This window comes from Dyadobacter sp. 22481 (assembly GCF_052044875.1).
Taxonomy (GTDB): domain Bacteria; phylum Bacteroidota; class Bacteroidia; order Cytophagales; family Spirosomataceae; genus Dyadobacter; species Dyadobacter endophyticus.
Genome location: NZ_JBQENV010000002.1, coordinates 669,319 through 692,405, shown reverse-complemented (window position 1 = coordinate 692,405; position 23,087 = coordinate 669,319). Strand labels below are relative to the sequence as shown.

Genomic DNA, 23,087 nt, shown 5'->3' with positions numbered 1-23,087 from the left:
AAACCCATGAACAGCGGCATTTCAATTGTCGCGGAACTGTGCCACCGGCGAGTATGTTTTGATGGCTGGGTATTATTCCTGTAACTTTGCAAGGGTAATGCATTTCAATTAGACCAATACCACCGGGTAATGCAAATCACAGTAATGAAATCGAAGATTCACCGGGTTAAGGTGACTCAGGCAGAATTGAACTACGTTGGCAGCATCACGATCGACGAGGATCTGATCGACGCCGCGGGATTGATAGAGAATGAACAGGTTCACATTGTGAACAATAACAATGGCGAACGTTTTGTCACATATGTTATTAAAGGCGAACGTGGTACGGGTATGATATGCCTCAATGGTGCGGCCGCCCGCAGGGTGCAGATCGGCGACATTATCATTATTATTGCGTACGGCAGCATGAGCCAGGAAGAAGCGAAAACCTTCAAACCGATGGTGGTTTTCCCGGATCATAACAACCATCTGGTAAGCTGATCTTCCGGTTTTCACCTCCACTATATATCCATATTAGCATAGCATGAAAAACATACTGCGTTACACCATATCGCTTGTCCTGGCAGGCGGTCTGCTCTGGTTTGTGTTTAAAGATATCAACCTGAGCGAAATGCTCGACCGTTTTGCCAAATCCGACTGGCGGTGGATCGCCGTATCATGCTTTTGCCTCCTGCTCGCGCACATTACGCGTGCGTGGCGCTGGGGAATGCTCATCGAGCCGCTGGACCATAAGCCGGGTATTGTAAACAGCTCGGTGTCGGTCCTTACCGGTTACTTTGCCAACTACATCGTCCCCCGAATGGGCGAAGTAACGCGTTGCGGGACATTGTATCGCCTCGAACGCATTCCGGTGAGTTTGAGCTTCGGTACCGTTGTCGCCGAGCGAATTTTTGACGTCATTATATTGGTTTTGATGATTGGATTGAATTTCATCCTCGAATTCGAGCGCCTCAGTACTTTCTTCACTGATTTTTTCCAGAGCAAAATAGGCGGAAGCCAGGGCGGCGGTTCGGGTAGCGGCATGTTGCTCAGCATTCTGATCGTCGGCTTACTTGCTATCGGAGTTGTGGCTACGGTTATTTTCAGGAATGCAGCATTACGTAACAAATTGCAGCAGAATGCGATTATCTCCAAGATCGTCAACTTCGCCCAAGGCATGCTCGAAGGACTTTTGAGCGTACGTAAGCTGCGCAATCCCGGCCTTTTCATTTTCAGCACAATCCTGATCTGGGTACTTTACTACCTGGTTTCATACGTGCTTTTCTTCTGTATCCCCGAAACGTCGGACCTCGGTCCATTGGCCGGTTTGACGTTGCTCGTAGTCGGTGCGATTGGTATGACGGCGCCAACGCAAGGCGGGATCGGTGCTTACCACCTCCTCGTCGGTAACGTGATGGTGCTTTACGGACTTTCGCAGAACGACGGCATCACATTGGCGACATTCATCCACGGCGCTCAAATGCTGTTCATGCTCGTGATCGGCGCATTGGCGTTCCTGTATGTACTGATTGTGAACAAAAACAAGGTCGAAGAGCCGGAGCAAGTATCTGCCGCAAACTAATTGTAACTTTAATAGTCCGGAAAAATGGAAATGGAGTATGTTACGTTATTCCATTTCTTAAATCCATATTGTCTTTTACGATGAATTTGACAGAAAGCAAAATCCTGAGACTAGAAGAAGCGATCCCGACCGTTGAAGCATGGCAACGCGCCGGACAAAAAGTTGTTTTCACCAACGGATGTTTCGATATTGTGCATCTCGGGCACATCGATTACCTCGAAAAAGCCCGTGCATTGGGCGACAGAATGGTGCTCGGCCTGAATACCGACGCCTCGGTAAGCCGCCTCAAAGGCCCGCTCCGCCCGGTGGTGAATGAATACGCAAGGGCACGGTTGATGGCAGCGCTCTCGTTCATCGATGCTGTCATTTTGTTCGACGAACCGACTCCTAGTCAGTTGATCGAGGCCGTAAAACCTGACATTTTGGTAAAAGGCGACGATTATACGGTCGAGAACATTGCTGGCGCGGATTTTGTTTTGGGTAGAGGAGGTGAGGTAAAAACGATCGCCTTGGTACAAGGCTACTCGACTACCGCACTGATCGAGAAAATAAAACAAGGATATAAATAACGATAACTATGGGACTTTTGATTGCTTTGATCGTAATGGGCGTCAGCTTTTACGTGCAATGGCGTTTGAAGAGTAAGTTTGAAGAATATTCACAAGTGGGGTTGAGTAACGGAATGAGCGGTAAGGAAATCGCTGAAACCATGCTCCGGGAAAGCGGCATTTACGACGTAAGAGTGGTGTCCGTGGAAGGACGCCTGACCGACCACTACAATCCGCAGGATAAGACGGTCAACCTCAGTCCCGATGTATATTACGGACGTAGCGTAGCGGCCGCGGCTGTGGCGTCCCACGAATGCGGGCACGCGGTGCAACATGCTACCGCATACAGCTGGCTGCAATTCCGCTCGCAAATGGTGCCATTCCTGAGCGTTGCCTCGCAATACATGCAATGGATCATATTGATTGGTGTATTGCTGATCAATACTTCTATTATTCCGTTGACCATTGGTGTAGCATTGTTCGCGGTAACTACATTGTTCAGCTTTATCACATTGCCGGTTGAATACGACGCGAGTAACCGTGCATTGGCGTGGATCCAGAAAAACCGTATTGTGAACGAACGTGAGTATGTTATGTCTGCCGATGCATTGAAATGGGCAGCCCGTACTTACCTCGTAGCAGCAATCGGTTCCCTGGCCACATTGCTTTACTATGTGAGCCTGTTAATGGGCCGTCGTGATTAAGGCTAAAATATTGTAAGGTGATACTGTCATCCTGAGCGAAGTCCGTCTGTCATCCTGAGCGAAGTCGAAGGATAATTGCGATGGCGCCTTGGCCCTTCGACTCCGCTCAGGGAGACAGTGTCATTGCTTCGCTCACGGTGACAGTAATATTGCTTCGACTTCGCCCAGGATGACAATCGTTTTTGCATGAACTGTAAATCCAGCCCTATTTCTTCCGCTGGTTCCAATACACCACCAGATTATGCGTCGCCCTGCCTGAGGCGATAATGTCCAAATCTCCATCGCCGTCCAGATCCGCTGGTAGCAGGTCTTCACAGGCGATCTTGATCTTTTCATCCAAAGTATATTCCGCCCACTTCTTGCCATCGGGATCAGCTCCCACATAGATCCGAACACCGGTTTCGCCGGTCACATTCGGGTTGCGCCAGCCCATTACCACCTGGTCGCGGCCCTGGCCGAAGAAATCCGCGCAGGCCAGCGCGTGGCCTTCCTTAATGCGGTCGGTGAGTACTGTGCGGCCGTCCTTGGTATAAACCACCAGCTCATTGCCGTGCATAGGCTCGATCGTAGCGGTGAATAACTGCCTTTTGCCCAGACTCCCAGTTCTGATCTCCCCTACCCCGCGCTCCGGCACCATCCAGTTCCCCGAGGGCGCCCAACCGTCGGCCCCGTCGAGAAATACCTGCACGCCTTCCTTGCTGGCAATGGACAGCCCAGCCATTCTGCCGGGAATTTCCATCGGCTGAAAGTTGTGGGTCATGTGCATGTTGGTTTCAATCAAATTGTAGGGCCAAATACCTTTTTTGTTTTCAGGAACATCGAAAACGATCAGCTTTACTCCGGCACCGTTTCCACCGGTATTTCCTTCGCCATGCAATGGTAAAACGGCCAGCTGATATTCACCGTCCGCTTTTCTGACCCAGTGCATTCTGTGAATAGTCACTTCATGATGCAGGCGCACCGGCTCCCAGGGTTTGGTGCGGTCGTCGGAGGCAACCATATAGAATACCGCTCCCGACGTTTTCAAATCCTTCGTTTCGGAAGGATTCCAGCCTGCACCTACGGCCACTTCCACCCTCCCGTCGCCATCGATGTCGCGGGCGGCGATGCATACGTTATCCTGCTCGGTGAGGTCCTTCGCGATCACGTAGCGCGTCCAGGCACCGTCTTTTTTCCCGGGATTTTTATACCATACGACTTCTTTCTTGTCGGCCAGGAGAATATCCAGCTTCCCGTCGCCATCCACGTCGCCGGAAGCCACGCCGTAGCCGATGCTTACCTTGTCATCAATCGTCTCGCCGTTGAAAGTGGCTGTTTGTGCAAATGCGCTTCCAGTTATTGAAAATGCTATCGAGAACAATAATCGTTTATTCATATTCCTGAAAAGCGGCCACTGCCGATGGGTAAAAGTTTTGACCTATTTTTTAACAATATACTTCAAAATGAACTCCACAGACATTGAAAAAACAGTTTTTTGTGTCGCTTTGCCCTGCATTACCTACTTTTGTGAATTATTGTAAAACCAAATATCCTTCATGAAAACAGTCCCTTTACATCAGCTCCACATGCGTTTGGGCGCAAAAATGGTCCCGTTTGCAGGTTTTGAAATGCCTGTACGCTACTCTTCGGATCTGGATGAACATCACACCGTAAGAAATGCCGTGGGTGTTTTTGATGTATCGCACATGGGTGAATTCAGTATAAAGGGGCCTGGTGCGCTGGCATTGGTGCAGAAAGTAACCTCCAATGATGCTACTGCGTTGTATGATGGAAAAGTGCAATATGGTTATCTCCCCAACGCCACGGGCGGTGTCGTCGACGACCTGCTTGTTTACCGCATTGCCGAGGATGATTATTTCCTGGTAGTAAATGCATCCAATATAGAAAAGGACTGGAACTGGATCCAGAGCCACAATACCGAAGGTGTAGCGATGGAAAACCTCTCCGATTCGCTTTGCCTGCTGGCCGTTCAAGGGCCGAATGCGACTGCCGCATTGCAAAAACTGACCGACGTGGAGCTCGCCTCAATGGAATACTATACCTTCAAAATCGGGGAGATGGCGGGTATTAAAGACATTATTATTTCCGCAACGGGCTACACCGGCGCGGGAGGTTTTGAGATATATGTAAAAAATGAGGATGCCGAAAAAATGTGGAATGCCATTTTCGAAGCAGGCGCTGAGTTGGGTATCAAACCAGTGGGATTGGGCGCGCGCGATACGTTGCGACTTGAAAAAGCATTCTGCCTTTACGGAAACGATATCGACGATGACACTTCGCCACTGGAAGCCGGCCTGGGCTGGGTGACCAAATTCACAAAGGATTTCATCAATTCCGAAGCCTTGAAAGCACAAAAAGATGCGGGTTTGAAAAGAAAACTGATCGGCTTCGAGATGATCGACCGCGGCATTCCGCGCGGACATTACGAGCTGTGCGATGCGGAAGGTAACAAATTGGGCGAAGTGACCTCGGGAACACAATCGCCTACGCTGCAAAAAGGGATCGGATTAGGCTATGTGCCCTCGGAGTTCAGCAAAGCCGGCACCGAAATTTTCGTAAAAGTGCGCGACAGGCTGTTGAAAGCACAGATAGTAAAAACACCTTTTGTAAAAAACTAATCCCTCCTATTCAGTCCGATTGCATTTTATATGAAACAACTTGACGTTTGTCTTACTCCCGATTTACTTCATCTGCACAAGCTCGATAATTCAATAGTGGTAGTGGCCGATATTTTCAGGGCTACTTCCTGCATGGTAACCGGCCTCGCTTACGGCGTGAAAAGCATTACGCCGGTCGCCAGTGTCGAAGAATGTAAGTTTTTGCAAGACAAAGGGTTTATAGCCGCGGCCGAGCGGGATGCACGGAAAGTGGAAGGTTTCGACCTGGACAACTCGCCGTTCAGCTACATGCACGAAAGCCTGATCGGCGCACAGATAGCCATGACGACCACCAACGGGACGTTGTCTATTTCAAAAGCGAAATCATCGGCAGTGAAAGTGATGATCGGCTCGTTCCTTAACCTAGGCGCGTTAGCCAATCACCTGAAAACGGAACCTTACGACGTATTGGTGCTTTGTGCCGGCTGGAAAGGCCGTCCTAACCTCGAAGACACCTTGTTTGCGGGCGCGCTGGCAGAAGCATTGAAGGACCAATTTATGCTACTCGAAGACGGAACCCTGATGGCGCAGCGTTTATACCAGCAAAGCAAGGATAACCTGCTAGCCAGCGTTTCAAATTCCTCGCACGTACGGCGCTTGCAACGCCTGGGCATTCAGAAAGATATTTCCTATTGCTTGCAAACCGACCTCTATGATATCGTACCAGTGCTCCGCGGAGGAACACTGGTGGCTATGAACTAATATTTACTCAATCGAAACTGCATGTACAGACTAGTTTTTACGATTTTTTTCGGGTTACTGCTCCTTGCAGGTAAGGTAGAAGCGCAGAGAAGAAACAACACACCCAGAAAAACTTTAATAACGCCTAAAAAGAAGGCAACCACTCCTGTGAAACCAGCGGCTGGCGTTCCAGCGGCTGGCGCCCCAGCCGCTACCAAAGCAGATAGCTTGCAGCAGATCCCGGCCATTGCTACCCCTGCTGCGGACACGGCGGTCGGGGACACCACAATGCCGAGTGCAATTTCGGCCAGTGGTGATACGCTGACCGAGGCCGCGAACGAGGCAAAGCTCCCGGTGGAAAAGGCCGATAGTATACATGCCTACAAGATTACAATCGAAGATATTTCGTACCTCTCGGTATGCCCGGGCACCAATATCACCATCCCGTTCAAAACGGAAGGCCCTTTCGACGAAGGCAATACCTTTATCGCGCATATTATCGACGCAACGGGCAAATCCGTGCCTATTTCACTTCCTGTGAAGAAGAGTCCGGTTAAAGCCGTGATCCCTTCCTACAAAGTGGGCGGCGAAGTTTACCGTATTCAGATCATTTCTTCTATTCCTGTGATAAAGAGTCAGGAAGTTCCATTAAGACTCCTGCAAGCGCCGGCAGCAAAGATCGACCTGATCGACGGGACTCAAACCGTCCGCATCATGCCCGGACAGGAAGCGCACCTGCGTGTGAACCTCACCGGCGCCGCACCATGGTCGTTCCGGCTTTCGGATAGTACCACCGTACTGCAAACGCTTTCGAACCCACATTATATTACTGTAAAACCAACGGACGTAAAAGCTTACCGTGTGACCGGCGTTTCAAATGCTTGCGGAAGCGGCACTACTTCCGGTGAGGCTATTGTGAATGTGAACAATAACCCGGAGCCCAAACTGGAACTGAAAGAGATCGAGAAAATCGCGAAACTTTGTGCGGGCGTTCCTTTTCAGGTGCCTTTCAATGCAACGGGGAAATATAAGGAAGGAAATAAATTCGTCGTTCAGATCGCTGAGCGGAGCGGTGCTTTCAAGAACATTTCAACACCCGACTCATCCGGCTATATTACCACTCAAATCCCCGACACGTACAAACCGGGCGAATACCGGCTGCGCGTAACTTCAACGGCTCCGTACCTCGTAAGCCAGACGACGAACATTTCGATCATGTCGCCTACCGTGGCAACCCTGCAAAAGGATTCATTGAGACTGGGCGAAAACGAATCAGGGCAGCTTACTGTGAAGTTCACCGGCGGAGGCCCGTGGTTTGTGCTGCTTTCGGACGGTACTTATGAGAACAATATCCAGGAATCACCCCATAAGATTAAGGTAAAACCATTTTACGACACCAATTACCAGATCAGTTCGGCAGGTGGTCTTTGTGGCGTGGGGAAATTCTCAGGCTCGGCGAAAGTGACCGTAAAAAGCCCGCCGGCAAGCATCACACTCGAAAGATTACCGCAAAATATGGCCTGTGCGGGTTCCACCATTGATATTCCCTACAAAACGGAAGGCAGGTACAATCCGAACAACAAATTCACGGTTCAGATGACCGACAAATCCGGAAGATTCGTGACCTTGCCCACGACGGTCACACCTACCGGCATGCAGGTTAAAATTGCAGCAGCAGCGCCGGGAGACACGACGAGGATCGAGAAAATCCGCATCGTGTCCTCCTCCCCAGCAGTTTCGAGTGCCATTGAAGAACTGGAGGTAATCGCTCCCGACAAAGCCGTTGCGGAAGTATCCGGACGCGGCACGGTTTCGGCAGGGCGTTCTACCCGCATTCAATTGAGATTCAAAAATGGGCTTCCACCCTGGTCATTTACGCTTTCCGACGGCACGACGATCAACGGTACATTCCTTAACCCGTATCTGATTTCCGTATCGCCGGCTTCTACCACAGAATATACCATCAACTCACTGAAAAGTGGATGCGGTACGGGTACCGGGCGGGGTTCGGCAGTCGTGACGGTGGAAAACTAGCATTCAGCCATGCTCAAAGGGAGGATACTATTTTTTTTAATTGCCGTCATATCCGGCCCTTCGCGCATTCTCGGACAGACTTTGCCGTTAGGCGAATGGCAAAGCCATTTTCACTACCTATCTGCCAGACAAGTCGTTGAAGCAGGTTCGCGGATTTACTGCGCTTCCTATAATGGCCTTTTTTCCGTAAAAACCGAAACCGGAGAACTACGGGCGCTTTCCAAAGCCGACGGACTCAGCAATACCGGGATCGGCACTATGGGTTACCTGCCTGCCGCCCGGCTCTTGTTACTGGCTTACCGGAACGGCACGATCGATTTTGTTTACCTTAATGAACAATCCGAACCCGAGCAGATCGAAACCTGGGATCTTTTGAACAACACGCAGGGATTGCCGGCTGATAAAGCCATTCGGCGCATTGTTTTCAGGGATAATCTGGCTTATGTCGCAACCGGTTTCGGGGTGCTCGTTCTGGATACTCAGCTTCGGCAGGTAGAAGAAACGTATCGCTATATTGGCCCCAATGGTACGCAGATAGCTGCAAGCGATCTGACGTTTTCGGGAGATTCGCTTTTTGTCCTGAATGCGCAAGGCATTCTGGCGACCTCTATGGGTGAAGATCTGAACCGGCAATATTTCGCAAACTGGAAATCGATAGCGAGTCCGGGTAACGTTTCAAGTATTGCGTTCTTTTCCGGTGCCATTCATGTAGCTGTTTCAGGAAAAGGTATTTTTAAATATGAAAAAGGAGTTTGGAAACTCGTCTACACTTCCATTGCACCTGCATTGCGTATCCTGGACACTGGGGATTTGCTAACAATTACGACCGGGAGCACCGTACTCACGCTCGATCCGATTTACACCTCCCAGACTTTTAGCAGCCCGCTTTTCGCAAACGTCCGGTCAGGTATTCGTCAAGGAACGAAAGCATTGTGGTTGGCCGATCAAAAAAATGGTCTGATCTCCAATCGGTTCTCAGACTTTAAACCGGTTTCTCCGGCGCAGGGCGATACCACCATTTCACCCCGCCCGGATTCGACAATCACCGACCTCAATGGCCTATCATGGACCCGACTGCCCGAAACACTGGGTGGCGGTATTAGGGTAAACAGCGCAGATGGCTTACGAAGAAAGGTACTTTCAACATCCATCGGCAGCGGTGCATTACCTGCTTCGAAAATCAACAGCCTCGCGCTGGATCAGGACGGGTTTGTCTGGTTTGCCAGTGCTAAAGGCGCTGGTTATTTCATCCCGGATGGGGTTCTGGAAGCAGCCCGCGTAGATGCGATCCTGCCTATTTACGGTCAGCGAAAGCTATTCAACAACGAAGAATGTACGGCCCTGGCCGTTGAACCGGGTAACCGGAAATGGATCGGCACGCGAACTGGTCTTTACCTTTTCAATGCAGATGGTACCGAGCTGCTCAGAAAATTCACTTCTGCCGACAGTCCGCTACCATCGGATGTGATCCGTACGCTGCGGTTCGAGGCGGAAAGCGGATTACTTTTCATAGACACTCCCGCCGGAATGGTCTCCTACCAAAGCGATGCAAAGGCCCCGACCGAAAATCTGGGGCGTATCACCATTTTCCCCAATCCAATTCGACCAGGCTATTCCGGCAATGTGGGAATCAGCGGTCTTACCAGCCAATCGACCATCAAAATTACCGACCTTGCGGGCAGACTTGTCTTTGAAACGCATTCCGAAGGCGGCCTTGCCTCCTGGAACCTCAACGATTATACGGGACGCCGCGCGCGGGCTGGTATATATATTGTGCTCGTCGTCTCGGCCGATGGCTCTGAGCGACAGGCGGGTAAATTGGCAATTATTAATTAAAATCATAAATTAATCCATGCGTTCAGACTTGCGGGCGCAGCAGACTATATGACGTCGAATCAGGAAAAAACGCCTTACATCGTAGGCATCACCGGCGGCAGCGCCTCGGGGAAGACCTATTTTATGAAAAACCTCATCGACGCGTTTGGTAAGGATGAGATCACACGCATTTCGCAGGACAATTACTACCGGCCGATCCACGAAATCCCACGCGACGAAAATGGCGTGGAGAATTTTGACTTACCCGAGACCATCGACCATCACCTTTTTGCGGAGCATATTGCTGTTCTCCGGGCAGGGCGTACCGTACAGCAGAAGGAGTATACTTTCAATAACCCGTTGATTACACCGGAGATCCTTGTTTTTGAACCAAGGCCGATTATTATCGTTGAAGGTATTTTTGTTTTCTATTTCCCTGAAATAGCCAGGCTTATCGATTTGAAAATTTTTGTCGATGCCAAGGAACATGTTAAAATAAAACGGCGGATTATTCGTGATAATAACGAGCGGGGTTACGACCTCGACGACGTATTGTATCGTTGGGAACATCATGTCGCTCCGACTTACGACAAATTTATACTTCCATTGCGTGCAGAAGCGGATATGATCATCAATAATAACTCCCGGTTCGATACCGGCTTGCAGGTGCTTATTGGCTTTTTGAAAGGAAAATTGGAAGAACAATACAAACACTCATCATAGTCATCTCTAAATTCAAGCGAGTTAATGAAGAATTATTTACCGACAATTTGGCGGGCCTTTTCAAAACACATCACTATTCTTGCGATAGCTTCAATCACTTTTTCCGCCTGTGATGACGATACCGAACCTGTTGACCCGTACGAATATTACCCGCTGACAATCGGGCACTACCTGGTCTACGAAGTCAACCAGGAGGTGTACTCGACAGGCCAGCCCGCCCCGGTTGTAACGAAATGGCAGGAAAGGGACGAAGTCGACAGGGTTGTTTCCGATTCGGCCGGGATTGTTACTTATATTATTGCAAGATCGACCCGCAATTCGGCGACGGACTACTGGCAAAAGGTGAAGGAGTTTGCTGTACATAAATATCCGGACAAGCTAGTGACCAATGTTGACAATCAGCCGTTCCTCTCGCTCACGTTCCCGATCAATTCGCGCATTACCTGGAACGGCAACAGCTATAACAACCTCGATGAGCAGGATTCTTACTATGAGCCGGGATTCAAATCTGTCAAAATCGGTGACCAATCATTCGATAATGTCCTGACCGTCGTCGAGCGCAAAGACACGTCGATCATCAACCGATACGTAACTATCAAACAATATGGTCCTGGCGTAGGTCTTATTTCCGATGATCAGACCACCTTCGAACTGTGCCAAAACGACGAATGCATCGGTTCCGGGAAAGTGGAGTCCGGCAGTCACAAATCACGGAAAATTATAGAGTACGGTAACCGGTAATCATTGGATATCCGTCCGTACGGTCAGTCAAAACTTGATTTTTTCATATTCGTTGTCAATAAAGCTTGCAAATTCGATTTATATATATAAATTTACGACGGATACTGGTATTAATCATTTCAATAACCGATAAACAATGAAAACATTGACATCGCACTCTACACAGACAAAAAAGTCTTACCGCAAGCCGGTCCTCGTACTTCATGGTGACGTTAGAAAACTCACTAAGGGTAAACTTGGAAGCCTTCCAGACGTTGAACCTGGAGACAATAAATTCTCAAGCGAGGGTTAATTAGGGGGTCATCAGACGCATTTGATTTCACATTGGTACTTCAAGGTGTTGTGTGTTTTGACGAAAGTGGGCATGAATTGCTTGCTTTTGGTGACAAATACAAAAATAAGCTGGAAGGTAGCAATGTAACAGTAGCAGAAACAGGGTTTAAGGAAAGTCCCTTTTATTCGTTCATACTGGGAATTCAAAGGAAAGAACTTTCTGAGCCGGAATGTTTAAGTAACCTGTTACTTAAACATTCCGGCTCGTTTTATGCCCGATTGAAGAAACTCGATGAGTCTGAAATAGCCCTTTCTGTTGGTGCCTGGGTCGACGAAGAACGAGAAACGATTTGTCTGGCGAGGGATGCGTTTAGTCCTGTGCCTCTTTATTACCTGCATATACCAGGCAAATTTGCGTTTTTTTCCACAAATTTATCTTCGATAGTTAATTCTGACCTGATCAGGAAAAAATATCTGGAACTAGATGTGTTCCACATCCTGGCGCATCTGGATCTCAGAATAGAACGTTCATTATCCCGCTCATCGGGGACGTTTTTCTCAAATATAAAGACGGTTCCGCCTGGCCACATGGTGGAGTTAGGCCCTACAACGGTAACGATCCAACGATACGCCTCTTTCGATCCTTCTAAATGGAAATCGCTTAAAACAGCCGACGAAGTAGGAGAAGCCTTGTTCGGGGTATTCCGGCAAAGCGTAAACCATTGTTCGCTGGGTAACGAAGGGAAGCCGTTCGCGTCACATCTGAGCGGTGGTCTCGATTCGTCTTCTGTGAGCTCCATGCTGAGATTTATTAATCCTCACGCTACGATTCACACGATACATAACAAATCAAAGTACCCTGATGCCGACGAAAGTGCCTATGCACGAGCGGTTGCTGAAAAAATAAACTCGGTGCACCATGAGGTATTTCAATCGGAAGAAGATCTGAACCTCATAAGGCTGCAAACCTCCCTTTCGGCCCAACCGCTGGGATCCAGGCTGTCTCCCGCACTCTTATCTACCATGCTTTTATACGCCCGGGACCTTGGCAGTAAGGTCCTGCTAAACGGAAGCGGTGGCGATTCGATTGTAGGGAGCGGGATGGAAGTCTTTTTGCATGCTTTTAAGACCAGGAATTGGCCGCTTTTGAACCAGTTGCTATCGAAGCGCGTACCGTTCTTTACCCCGACTATCTTTGAAGGATGGGAAACATTCTCATACGACAGAAAGGATTTCCTGGTTAAGCAATTCTACTATTACAACAGAATTACCAGGGCAGGGCGCTCTCCCCTCACACTTGCCAAAACGTATTTTGAGCTGGCCAGAAACGTGGACCTATCACACTCATTCATGCTGAAACGCGGGCTCAAAAACTTGTTGAATAGACGAAATAAGCCCAACGTAAATGGCCAGGTGACGTTGGGAAATGATGAGCTTCTTGAGTTAAAAGACTCGGAATCCACATTTTCGTATGCACAGTCACTGCGGGGCGATTTAGACCCGCTGCAATATGGTGCCCTGTTCGACGACGTCTTCAATCCGATGGTAAGCTGGTCGGCGGAGAATATGTTCGACCTTGGTAATCACTATGGCATTAGCAGCAGATCCCCTATGAAGACCAAGGCACTGTTCGAGCTGTGCATGTCTATTCCGGATTTGATTAAGTTTGGGGAAGGCCGGGGCCGCGAACATTTTAGGACGGCTATGAAAGAACTGCTTCCGCCTGAGGTGTATAACCGAACGAGCAAGGCCACACTCTCGTCGCAATACGGGCAAGATATGACGCTAAGGTTGTGGAATCAGGCCAAGGAATCGATTATGGATTCAACGGTCCTCTGGGATTTTGTTGACAGGAAAAAGCTCCTCCATGAAGTAGAGATATTAAATAATCCCAATATATCGTACGATCAGAAAACGAAGACCTGGCAGCACCTTACCCGTGTCGTTACGCTATCGTCCTGGCTGGATTGGCTATCCGCAAACAAATAACCGCCGCCAACAAATTGCTGACAGCGGCATTCAGAATTTCACAATACCGTCTTCGGTCCTTATCGGATAATGACAATCCTACCCGTCTTCTCGAACTCGGTCCCCGAAGCGTTTTTGGGCGTTATTTTAATTTTATAGACATACAGCCCGGAGGTAAGTGATTCCACTTGCATATACCAGGTAAATTTCTCTGTAACGTCGGTATCCATTACCTTTTCAAAGATCTGATTCCCATTCTTATCGAAAAGGAGCGATTTTATTGACGCTCTTTCCACTCCGTAACTTCCCATTGCGGCTTCAAAGCGCAAATACGTAGTGGCTGGGTTCGGGCTTGCAACAACTTCGACTCCCGTTGTATTTCCTTCACTCACTTCAAAGAACAATTGGTATGGTTGAACAGTGGCATTTGAGGCCATGTCTCTCCCATTTACCAACAACTCATACTTGCCAGTGGAAAGCCCTGTCGACGCGTAACTCAAGCGAATTGAGTGGCTGGTCACCGAGTCGATGGTCACATTCGGATCAGAGATGTTAATTTTCTTAAACTTGCAGCTTTCATCCTGGCAAGCTTTCAGAAATACTTCGATCAGACTTGTATCGGCGACGACTAATCTATCGTCTTCCAGATCAACAGTAATTCTCGGATTAGGCCTGATCACCTCATTATTTTCCAATTGCCTGCCATTAAAATTTACGCTCAATACAGGTGGAACAACATCTTTAAGCGCCGTCGCAGGATACGCCTTCTCGTCTTTTGCACGGTCCCAGTCGATAAGCAATTCGGCGATGTTATTTTTTCGCGTCATCTCCGACAGCGTTATCTTGGGATCGATCACTACCTGAACGCTCTGGAGAATCTTGTCATTCACAAACGTTACTTCCAACGTATCGGAGTAAGCAAAGGCCTGAACAGTCTCTGTTTTGGAAATATTTCCTTCCTTATATCGGTAAGAAATCTCCACAGGTACCTTCCCTCCTTTCTGAAATCTGCCTTTGTTAGAAAGTACGGTCCGCAGTCTCAGGTTCGCTGAATTCCCGATTGTTTTATCCCCAAGTTCAGAATGTATGGAGATACCTTCGTCTGGATCGACGGCATAATCGGGTTTGTCTACCGTAATCAGCCTAAGCGCCGGATCGCCCTGAAGTAATGACTGATGAATGTTGGCAATAGCATATGCACCCTTGTCCGTACTTGCTATTTTCTGAGAAACGGCTAACTGGATTTTGCCTATTGTTTGATTGACCATGTCAGGATTGGCAAACATTTCCTGGTATAACTGGCTGAGATAATCCTCGGAAGGGCTTACAAAGCTCTCAAACGAGTTAGCCATGATTGCGATCGCTCCACGTCTCGCTGCCAGCAACCAGTCCATCGACAAAGAATAACGGTCACTCGTATTAGCTGCCGGATTAAACCTGCCGCTAAAAATGTTACCAACCCCGCAGCCATTGAAATACATCATCGGGTATCTCAGCGCGTTGCTATACGCCCTTACCTCGTCGGTAGCATAGCCCATGTCGAGGTCGGTAATTGTCGTCGAACCGTGTCCAAAATACGTGATCAACCCAACGCCCGCATTAACTTCCGGCGTTATGTTAACTTTTTCAGGCTCAATAATACCCTGTTGCTTGACAAATGCGGTAACCTGACCTCCCAGCTGTCCATCCGTTACGACGGGAACCAGGTTTTTCAACATGCTTTTAAGTTGCGTGATTTCCGAAGTTGTTTTTCCTCCATTCAAATGAAGAACCTTTTTTCTCCATCCCAACTCTCCAAATGCATTGGATTCATATTCTTTAACCTTTTGAAGGTAATCTCTGATATTATCGTTGGTGACTGCGGGTATTCTGCCTATCGGCACGCTCGGGATATTAGCCGGAGTGCCACCTAAACCCTCTACCAGCAGCACATCTGATCCGGGATATCCAATTGTTGGGACTTCATCGGGAAGTTCCCGCTTCATTCTTTCGTTGTGTGTGATAGACTTGCCTATGAGCAAGATTTGCTTATCTCTATTTCCCTGCGTAAGCATGAAGGCGACAAATTTTCGGATACCGACCGGACTTGGCTCGCCGTAGTTAAATTGGTTGTAAATATCCTTAATGCCCACCACCAACGTCTTGTAGCCGCCTCCGGCTGTACTCGCCCGATAATCGGCATATAGTTTCGCCCCTTCAAACAGGTTCTCGCTGGTTATGATGATGTAGTTTGCAGCAGCCAAATCCAGTTTTGTGAACTTTCCTGAACTCATATTTGCAGCTGCCACCGTGGCAACTTCACTAGTCACTAGTAAATTTGCCGCTTTTCCCGCCTGACGGTTAAATGTAAAGTCCGACAAACTTCCCGGGTATATAACGGGACGGTCTTCATTTGTTATATCCAGAATTTGCGCACCGGCTGGACCATTCTTCAATCCGATTCGGGATGTCTTAGAGGTGGTCGCCGGGACAGTAAATTGTAGCGTTTTCAGGCCTGCCATGTCGAGATCCTGTGCGTACGAGATCGTAAAGTAGGCTGGCGAAAAACGGTCAAGCGCGTCCTGGCTAACAGATTTAAAAGACAAAACACCCTTCCCATCAGTACCAACATCCTCCCCTTTCAATTCAAATGATGTTTCTACCCCTGCAAAGCCCGCATTGCTGACAGTCTGTACCAGTCGAAGGGATTGCTCATTTTTACCAACATAAATTTCGATATTCCTGGTATTGTTGCTTCGCCCATGCACGAGCAATTTCAAAATAGCTTTATCAGCCCCCGACTTACCCAGCTTGCTCAGTGTGAATGCATAGGGTACTTGCTTTTTGCCAAGCTGCACTTTCGCCGTTTTACTGGCGGCAAGCTCGAAGAAACTGTTAAAGAAGCTGGGACGTATCGGAAATTCTGTACTTAACGAATATTCTTGCAGAAAAACATTGGGGGCTATCGCCGTTGCTTCAGTGAATAGTGGTGTGGCGGGGTTTGTGGCGACACTCTGTGTTTCAGCTCGCAACCCGGCGGCGTCTCCATTGATGAGAAAGTAAGCGCTTTGGTCTGAGTAAAAGCTAAAAAATGGGTTTTTCCGCGAACTCATAGGCCGGTAAAGCAATGAATCCGTTTGCCCATCATTAGGTACCGCGTAGAAGGTAATTTCGCTTTTAGAGGTGCTTAGAATGGCTACCTGCTGTCCGCGGTGCCATAACTGGAGCTTCTCCGGCGCGGTTGTAGAAAAGCCGGCAGGAAGCGATGTGAAGGGGATCTTGTAAATCCCCTTCTGTGCTATCGCTATTTTGACATAAGGTTTGTCATAAGGAATCCAACTATTGGCGTATGGTGCTCCCCATTGAGCTAGTACTTCAAAACATTGCAAAAACAATATTACTGTAATAGCTATCCTCGTCTTCAAACCTGTGTGCAACATACCTAACAATAGTTCTTTCCTTCTGATACTCGTTTCTACTTTTATTTTTTCAACACCTTGCGCAGGTATACGTCATCATTTTCGGTTGAAATTTTGATAATGTATTCGCCAGACGGAAGATTGTCAAGGTTTACCTTAGCTCCTGTTCCACCTCTCTGATAGAATGTGCCCTTATGGTCCATAACATCCCAACTCTTGATCTTGGTTGGCACATTTAATTTCAATTCTACTTTGCCGACAGTTGGGTTTGGCCATACTACCAGCGCAGAAGTGCCTTCTCTTGTCACGGATACGATTTTCGAATAGGTAATTTCACCTTCTACTGTTTCTCCATTTACATCGGTAGCCCGGTCTACCTGTTTCAGGCGGTAGTAGTTTGTTCCCGCAAACGGATTCAGGTCGGTGAACTCGTAAGATGTTGGCACGTCGCTGTCACCTCTTCCTTCCATCGAACCGATCGCCTCGAAATTTTTCGCATTGTAACTTCTTTCAATTACAAAGTGGCTGTTGTTCCTTTCTGAGGCAGTTACCCAGGTTACATTCACCTTTTCGCTTCCTGCCGCCTTTGCATCAAACGAAACCAGGCTTACCGGCAGAGGACCTTCTGTTACCAAAATGCGCAATGCGGGGTCACCCTGAAGAATAACCTGGTGAACGTTAGCCCTGTCAGCGTCATAGTACGAGGCAACCCGCGAATTCTGGCCAACATTATAGGTATATCCCAAGCCTTTGGTTTCCAGCGCTACTGCACGCAGGATCTGCCCGATAGTACCACGATCCGCATCCTTTTCACTGAAGATTTTGGGATACAGGCGATCCAGGAACTGGTTCGATGTGGAGGCATAAGCATCCCAGTCGTTTCCAAATACCACAATAGCACCTGCATTGGGGGCCAGCAGCCAGTCGAGCGACAACGGCCTTTTTCCTGATGAACTAGGATAGTTCGGAGGAATAACTCCACTGACCGGCGTGTATCTGTTGCTAAAAATATTATTTACTCCGCATCCGTTGTAAAACAACACCGGGTATCTGCCCACATTCGCATAGCCCTTGGTTCCATCGGTAGCATAGCCGAAGTTAAAATCAGTCGCATCAACGTTGCCGTGGCCGAAGTAGGTAATCATACCTGCCCCAATCCCGTTCAGATCACCCGAAAGCGTTGTTTGCTCAGTGTTTGCGGTTATCGGGGTTTTCTTTCTTTGTATCGTATCTCCTAAAAAAGGCGCATTAAGAATCGGACCGCTGATATCTGTTAAATATTTCGCAAACGTTGTTACTTCACCGGCGTCCTTACCTCCGTTAATGTGTATCACATTTTTCCGCCATGCCAGGTCTTTTTGGGCTTCGTAAGTTTTCACCTTTGCCAGGTAATCCCTGACCTGCTGGTTGGAAATCGCTGCAATCCTTCCAACCGGGATTACAGGCACGTCATCAAGTGAGCCTCCCAAACCATCAGCCAGCAATAAATCCGATCCGGGAAAGCCTATCGTCGGAATTTCATCCGGAATTTCGCGAACGCTCCGTTCATAATAGGTAGTGGACCTTCCCAGCAACAACAGAAATTTATCGGTGTTGGTATCAGAAACAAGGTAATCGACAAACCTTCTGATTGCAACGGCGCTTGGCTCTCCGTAGTTAAACTGATTGTATACGTCTTTAATTCTCTGAACCAACGGCTTATACTTCCTACCCGGCGTTTCAGACTGCCTGTATGTCGCATATTCATTTGCCGAAGTGAACAGCGTATCGGAAGTAATGATCAGATAGTCAAAATCTGTTGGATTGATTTGCTGGAAAGTAACACTTGTGGGGGTTCCGGTAAGAACTTCTGTTCCGGCGAACAACTTCATGGCATTGCCATTTCTCGAAACCATCATGTCGGCAGCCGCCCCGTTAATAATCCTTGGGTTATGGTTATTTGAGACGTCGATAAACCGCAATGGGGCCTGCGGCGAACTGGCAGGAGGATTGAGTACCGTAAAACGGGTGTTGCCACCTGATGCAGGAAAATTAAACTCGTATGAGGTCAGTCCCTGCATATCGATGTTTTGATCGTACGTTACTGTATAATATGAGACCGAAAAACCATCCGCTCCAGCGCCGGTCCCACGGAAGCCCAACAAACCTGTTCCGCTCGCATAGTCCGTATCGAGTATTGTGAATGGGTAGTCGGTATCCAGGAAACCTGCAACACCGGCTGATCCCACTACCCGAAGATTGGCCGCATCCTTACCCACGCTTACCTCTACGCTCGAATTGGCGGTGAACTGGTATCCCCGGCCTTTGAGGTGTACATTAACTTCGGGGGCATTCGACCCGTATTTCGAATTGATTGAAAAGGCAAACGGCTCGGCTACATAACTGTTAGTAAAAAGCGCCGGTTTAGCATTGACCGTACGCACAGCCAGGTTATTCCCGATCCTTGTACCGGTTCCTGCTTTCCCTTCTTCAAAATAACTATTCAGGGTAGTAGGACGCGTAGGATAACTGGTCATGTGCGAATTCTCGATCACGAACTTTTTCAAAAACGTGAACTTGTGAAATTCCTGCTTCGCAAGACCAAGATCGGGCGCGAGCGTTTCCGTTGTTGCCACCGGTCGGGGGGTTGAGTCAAATGTCAGGAAGTAAGTGCTTTGATCTGAATAAATGCTGAAATAGGGATTCTTTCTTGTAGTCGGCAAGCGGTACAAAAGCGCATCAGAAGCCCCATCATTGGGAACACCATAAAATTCAACCTCTGTGTTGGAAGCGCTCACCAGCGTCACTTCTTCGCCCCGATGATAGAGATGAAGAAAATTCGGCTTGTTTTTGAAAGCGTCCGGTAAAGTCACCTTGTATAGTCCCGCCTTGGACACGGTAATTTTTACCCATGTCTGACCATACTTTCCGTCTAACCATTCATTCCCGTACTTCCCACTCCAGGGCGACTGCGCAAATCCGTTTAATTGAATTAGTAGTGAGGCGGCAATGAAAAAAAGAGTAGTAAACCTTTTTGAGCTCATAAAGTCCTGTTTAAATTATTTTTGTGTGATTTATTCTTTGGTTTCCCGAATGCGTAGGAACCAGGATGTTCGCAATTCATACGCTTATTAAAGCTACAACATCTTTGATACCGCAGCAAATATACTTATCAAAATGTAGTAAGCCGCTTATCCGGGGGCTATTATGTTTCCAGACGCGGAAACATTCGGCGGTTACTTATCTCACACGATCGTACAACGCAAAACGAAGCTTTACTGGTACAATTTTTTAGTCTTATTTAGCACTCGGCAATTATTCAATGAACAAACGCAATTCAAGTGTGTCTTTTAATCATTGTTATTCGAGTTAATTCATGCTTTATTTGCTAGAAAATTCTTTCTCACTTATAAACTAAACTCATACGATTATGATTAAAAGACTGACTTTTATCGCTTGGATAGCACTAATCGGTCTGGTAACAAGTTGCGATGGCGACAAGGGTGATGTTGGACCGGCAGGCCCTGCAGGCCCCAAAGGTGAAACCGGAGCCCCAGGCAAAGACGGCGAACCCGGCAAGGACGGTGTTGGCGCTAAAGAGATCGTTGCGACGGCGGTAAAAAGTACGAATGGAGGATACACCCTGGGTAAGGCGAATCTGACATCCGCCGATACCGCGATGATTTCCAAAAGCGTAGTGGTTCTTTTCATTAAAAGCCAGGGAGCATGGTGGTCCCAACCAGGTATCGTTCGCTTTCCTGATAACAAATGGACGAACTTTACCTTCGTAACGATTCTCAGAAATTTGACATTGTTTGTTGATATCAGACCGCTGACCTGGTCTGAACAACAGGAGAAGGCGCCAGAGCGTGACTTTGAAGCTATTCGTGCTGTGATAATACCTGCCGAAAAATTGAGATTGAATGCTGAAGTAGATATGAACAACTACGAGGAAGTTGTATCAGCATTCGGAATAAAAGAATCAGACATTCTGGAAGCGGACGTTAAGTAGTCGGCTTCATAAGGAGAGAAAAGGCGATCCCAGGGGTCGCCTTTTTCTTTTTCTCACCTCGCTTTTGCAACATAGAAAGTTTTAATTGCCCCCTGCCAAGAAGTTGCAAACCACCATAACTTTTATTTTTTAAATTATACTATTTTCGAAACAAATATTGTTAGGACGATTGTTACCTAATAGTGATTTGTACTTTTCCGGGCTTAGGCCTTCTTACCATATTTCTTTTTTCGTGATGAATACCAAAAAGTCTTCAAAAACGAGCTCACCTGACGTGGTTTTGATTGGGGCAGGCATTATGAGCGCTACGCTCGGGGTTTTACTGAAAAAGCTTAATCCATCCATTACTATCTCGGTTTTCGAACGTCTTGACCGCGTAACTGCGGAGAGCTCAGATCCCTGGAATAATGCCGGCACAGGCCATTCCGCTTTCTGCGAATTGAACTACACGCCACAATTGGCCGACGGTTCGGTCGAAACCAAAAAAGCCGTTAAGATCGCCGAATCGTTCGAGGTATCGAAAGAATTCTGGGCATATCTGGTCGAAAATGGTGTGATTGATTCACCTGATACATTTATCCACAACATTCCCCATTTGAGCTTTGTCTGGGGTGAGGAAAACGTGGAGTATCTCCGCAAACGCTACGAGGCTTTGACAAGCCATCACTTGTTCCAGGGAATGGAATATTCCGAAGACAAGGATACGATCGAAGCCTGGATGCCGCTGGTAATGAACGGCAGGGCTGCCGACGAAAAGGTGGCCGCGACCCGCATGGAGCTCGGCACCGACGTCAATTTCGGCGCACTGACGAAAGCGATGTTCGATTACCTCGAAAAGCAGGATGGCGTCAACCTGTTTCTCAATTATGAGGTCGACGATCTTTCCCGCAAGAAGGACAACACATGGCAGATCGAGGTGAAAGACCGGGCAACCAGGAAAGAGAGCAAGATTACTGCCAAGTTCGTATTCATTGGTGCAGGCGGCGGCTCGTTGCCATTGCTGGAAAAGTCTAATATCCCGGAAGGCAAAGGCTTCGGAGGTTTTCCTGTGAGCGGACAATGGCTAGTCTGCAACAAGCCTGAAATCATCGAAAAGCACCAGGCAAAAGTATATGGTAAGGCTTCGGTAGGCTCGCCCCCGATGTCGGTCCCTCACCTGGACACCCGCATTATCGACGGCAAAAAAGCATTACTTTTTGGACCCTATGCCGGATTTTCGACTAAGTTTTTGAAAAACGGATCTTACCTGGACCTTCCGCTTTCCATTAAACTGAACAATATTAAACCCATGCTGGCCGCGGGGCTGCATAATATCCCGCTGACCAAATATTTGATCGATCAGGTGCGGCAATCACCGGAGGACCGCCTGGAAGCGCTGAAAGATTACTTCCCCGAAGCTAAACTGGAAGACTGGAATCTTGAAACGGCAGGTCAGCGCGTTCAGGTGATCAAAAAAGATAAAAAGGCTGGCGGTGTTCTCGAATTCGGGACCGAAATGGTGACCGCTGCGGACGGTTCGCTGGCTGCATTGCTGGGCGCTTCCCCGGGCGCATCTACTGCGGTATCGATCATGCTGGAATTGATTCACAAATGCTTTGCAGAAGCGAAGTCCCCTGAATGGCAGCGCGAATTCAAGAAAATCATTCCTTCATTCGGCAAATCACTTTCCAAAGAAAAAGACCTGGCCGCTAAAACGCGCGCCTGGACCACCGAGGTACTGCATTTAAGCGCCTCGCATCTGGAAGAGGAAGTGACCGCGTGATTCAGAATTTATATAACAACAAAGCCCCGGGGTTACCTGGGGCTTTGTTGTTATTCTGCAAATATTTCGGAAAGATTGATAACGAGATCGGGAAAAACATCCGACTGCAACATTTGACCATTGTTCTTCGGGTGTTGTCCCCTATACTTGCCTGATTCGTCCAGCAAAAAAATATTAACGTGACCATATTCCGGGTAAACTACCCAATATTCCCGCACGCCACTTTCCTCA

17 protein-coding genes and 1 pseudogene are annotated in these 23,087 nt (G+C 48.1%); 14 read left to right on the top strand and 4 right to left on the bottom strand.

The features are described 5' to 3' along the window. The first annotated feature begins 129 nt into the window (after window positions 1-129). From panD to ACTJJJ_RS12945, 4 genes are all read left to right on the top strand, one after another. A complete protein-coding gene (gene panD, locus ACTJJJ_RS12960; protein ID WP_188934551.1) occupies window positions 130-480 on the top strand; it encodes an aspartate 1-decarboxylase in 351 nt (116 codons plus the stop codon). A gap of 43 nt (window positions 481-523) precedes the next feature. Continuing rightward, a complete protein-coding gene (locus tag ACTJJJ_RS12955) occupies window positions 524-1,561 on the top strand; it encodes a lysylphosphatidylglycerol synthase transmembrane domain-containing protein (protein ID WP_188934553.1) in 1,038 nt (345 codons plus the stop codon). Between the two features lie 80 nt (window positions 1,562-1,641). After that, window positions 1,642-2,130 carry a D-glycero-beta-D-manno-heptose 1-phosphate adenylyltransferase gene (gene rfaE2 / locus ACTJJJ_RS12950; RefSeq protein ID WP_426292899.1) on the top strand — a complete coding sequence of 163 codons (489 nt, stop codon included), beginning with the start codon at window positions 1,642-1,644 and terminating at the stop codon, window positions 2,128-2,130. Between the two features lie 8 nt (window positions 2,131-2,138). Further along, complete coding sequence (locus ACTJJJ_RS12945) at window positions 2,139-2,813, top strand: zinc metallopeptidase (protein WP_188934557.1); 675 nt, start codon at window positions 2,139-2,141, stop codon at window positions 2,811-2,813. Between the two features lie 205 nt (window positions 2,814-3,018). Here ACTJJJ_RS12945 and ACTJJJ_RS12940 read toward each other — a convergent pair whose 3' ends face one another. Further along, on the bottom strand, window positions 3,019-4,188 hold the full coding sequence (locus tag ACTJJJ_RS12940) for an FG-GAP repeat domain-containing protein (RefSeq protein WP_440702007.1): 1,170 nt from the start codon (window positions 4,186-4,188) through the stop codon (window positions 3,019-3,021). Between the two features lie 160 nt (window positions 4,189-4,348). Here ACTJJJ_RS12940 and gcvT point away from each other — a divergent pair, with 160 nt between their 5' ends. From gcvT to ACTJJJ_RS12900, 8 genes are all read left to right on the top strand, one after another. Beyond that, on the top strand, window positions 4,349-5,431 hold the full coding sequence (gcvT, locus tag ACTJJJ_RS12935) for a glycine cleavage system aminomethyltransferase GcvT (RefSeq protein ID WP_440702006.1): 1,083 nt from the start codon (window positions 4,349-4,351) through the stop codon (window positions 5,429-5,431). Between the two features lie 30 nt (window positions 5,432-5,461). Beyond that, on the top strand, window positions 5,462-6,172 hold the full coding sequence (locus ACTJJJ_RS12930; protein WP_188934563.1) for a 2-phosphosulfolactate phosphatase: 711 nt from the start codon (window positions 5,462-5,464) through the stop codon (window positions 6,170-6,172). A 21-nt stretch (window positions 6,173-6,193) separates the two neighbouring features. After that, on the top strand, window positions 6,194-8,185 hold the full coding sequence (locus ACTJJJ_RS12925) for a hypothetical protein (protein WP_440702005.1): 1,992 nt from the start codon (window positions 6,194-6,196) through the stop codon (window positions 8,183-8,185). Between the two features lie 9 nt (window positions 8,186-8,194). Further along, complete coding sequence (locus tag ACTJJJ_RS12920; protein ID WP_440702004.1) at window positions 8,195-10,021, top strand: PorZ beta-propeller-like domain-containing protein; 1,827 nt, start codon at window positions 8,195-8,197, stop codon at window positions 10,019-10,021. 48 nt (window positions 10,022-10,069) lie between these two features. After that, a complete protein-coding gene (locus ACTJJJ_RS12915; protein WP_188934569.1) occupies window positions 10,070-10,723 on the top strand; it encodes a uridine kinase family protein in 654 nt (217 codons plus the stop codon). 24 nt (window positions 10,724-10,747) lie between these two features. After that, window positions 10,748-11,464 carry a hypothetical protein gene (locus tag ACTJJJ_RS12910; protein ID WP_188934571.1) on the top strand — a complete coding sequence of 239 codons (717 nt, stop codon included), beginning with the start codon at window positions 10,748-10,750 and terminating at the stop codon, window positions 11,462-11,464. A 136-nt stretch (window positions 11,465-11,600) separates the two neighbouring features. Continuing rightward, window positions 11,601-11,756: a lasso RiPP family leader peptide-containing protein gene (locus ACTJJJ_RS12905; RefSeq protein WP_188934573.1), complete on the top strand. Its 156-nt coding sequence runs from the start codon at window positions 11,601-11,603 to the stop codon at window positions 11,754-11,756. 260 nt (window positions 11,757-12,016) lie between these two features. After that, entirely contained in the window at window positions 12,017-13,726 is a 1,710-nt protein-coding gene (locus ACTJJJ_RS12900) for an asparagine synthase-related protein (RefSeq protein WP_440702003.1), read from the top strand. 59 nt (window positions 13,727-13,785) lie between these two features. Here the strand turns inward: ACTJJJ_RS12900 and ACTJJJ_RS12895 are convergent, their stop codons facing one another. Next, the gene (locus ACTJJJ_RS12895) at window positions 13,786-17,124 is read right to left on the bottom strand and encodes a C25 family cysteine peptidase (RefSeq protein WP_440702002.1); all 3,339 of its coding nucleotides are present in this window, start codon (window positions 17,122-17,124) and stop codon (window positions 13,786-13,788) included. 41 nt (window positions 17,125-17,165) lie between these two features. Next, a complete protein-coding gene (locus tag ACTJJJ_RS12890) occupies window positions 17,166-20,126 on the bottom strand; it encodes a C25 family cysteine peptidase (protein WP_440702001.1) in 2,961 nt (986 codons plus the stop codon). Window positions 20,127-20,512: 386 nt separating this feature from the next. Between ACTJJJ_RS12890 and ACTJJJ_RS12885 the strand changes: the two genes are divergently transcribed. Both ACTJJJ_RS12885 and ACTJJJ_RS12880 read left to right on the top strand, forming a co-directional pair. Next, window positions 20,513-21,094, top strand: coding sequence for a hypothetical protein (locus tag ACTJJJ_RS12885; protein ID WP_440702000.1), 582 nt, complete (start codon window positions 20,513-20,515; stop codon window positions 21,092-21,094). 235 nt (window positions 21,095-21,329) lie between these two features. Then, on the top strand, window positions 21,330-22,856 hold the full coding sequence (locus ACTJJJ_RS12880) for a malate:quinone oxidoreductase (RefSeq protein ID WP_440701999.1): 1,527 nt from the start codon (window positions 21,330-21,332) through the stop codon (window positions 22,854-22,856). Between the two features lie 50 nt (window positions 22,857-22,906). Here the strand turns inward: ACTJJJ_RS12880 and ACTJJJ_RS12875 are convergent. Then, window positions 22,907-23,083, bottom strand: a pseudogene (locus tag ACTJJJ_RS12875) (Uma2 family endonuclease); the annotation flags it as partial. Window positions 23,084-23,087 lie beyond the last annotated feature (4 nt).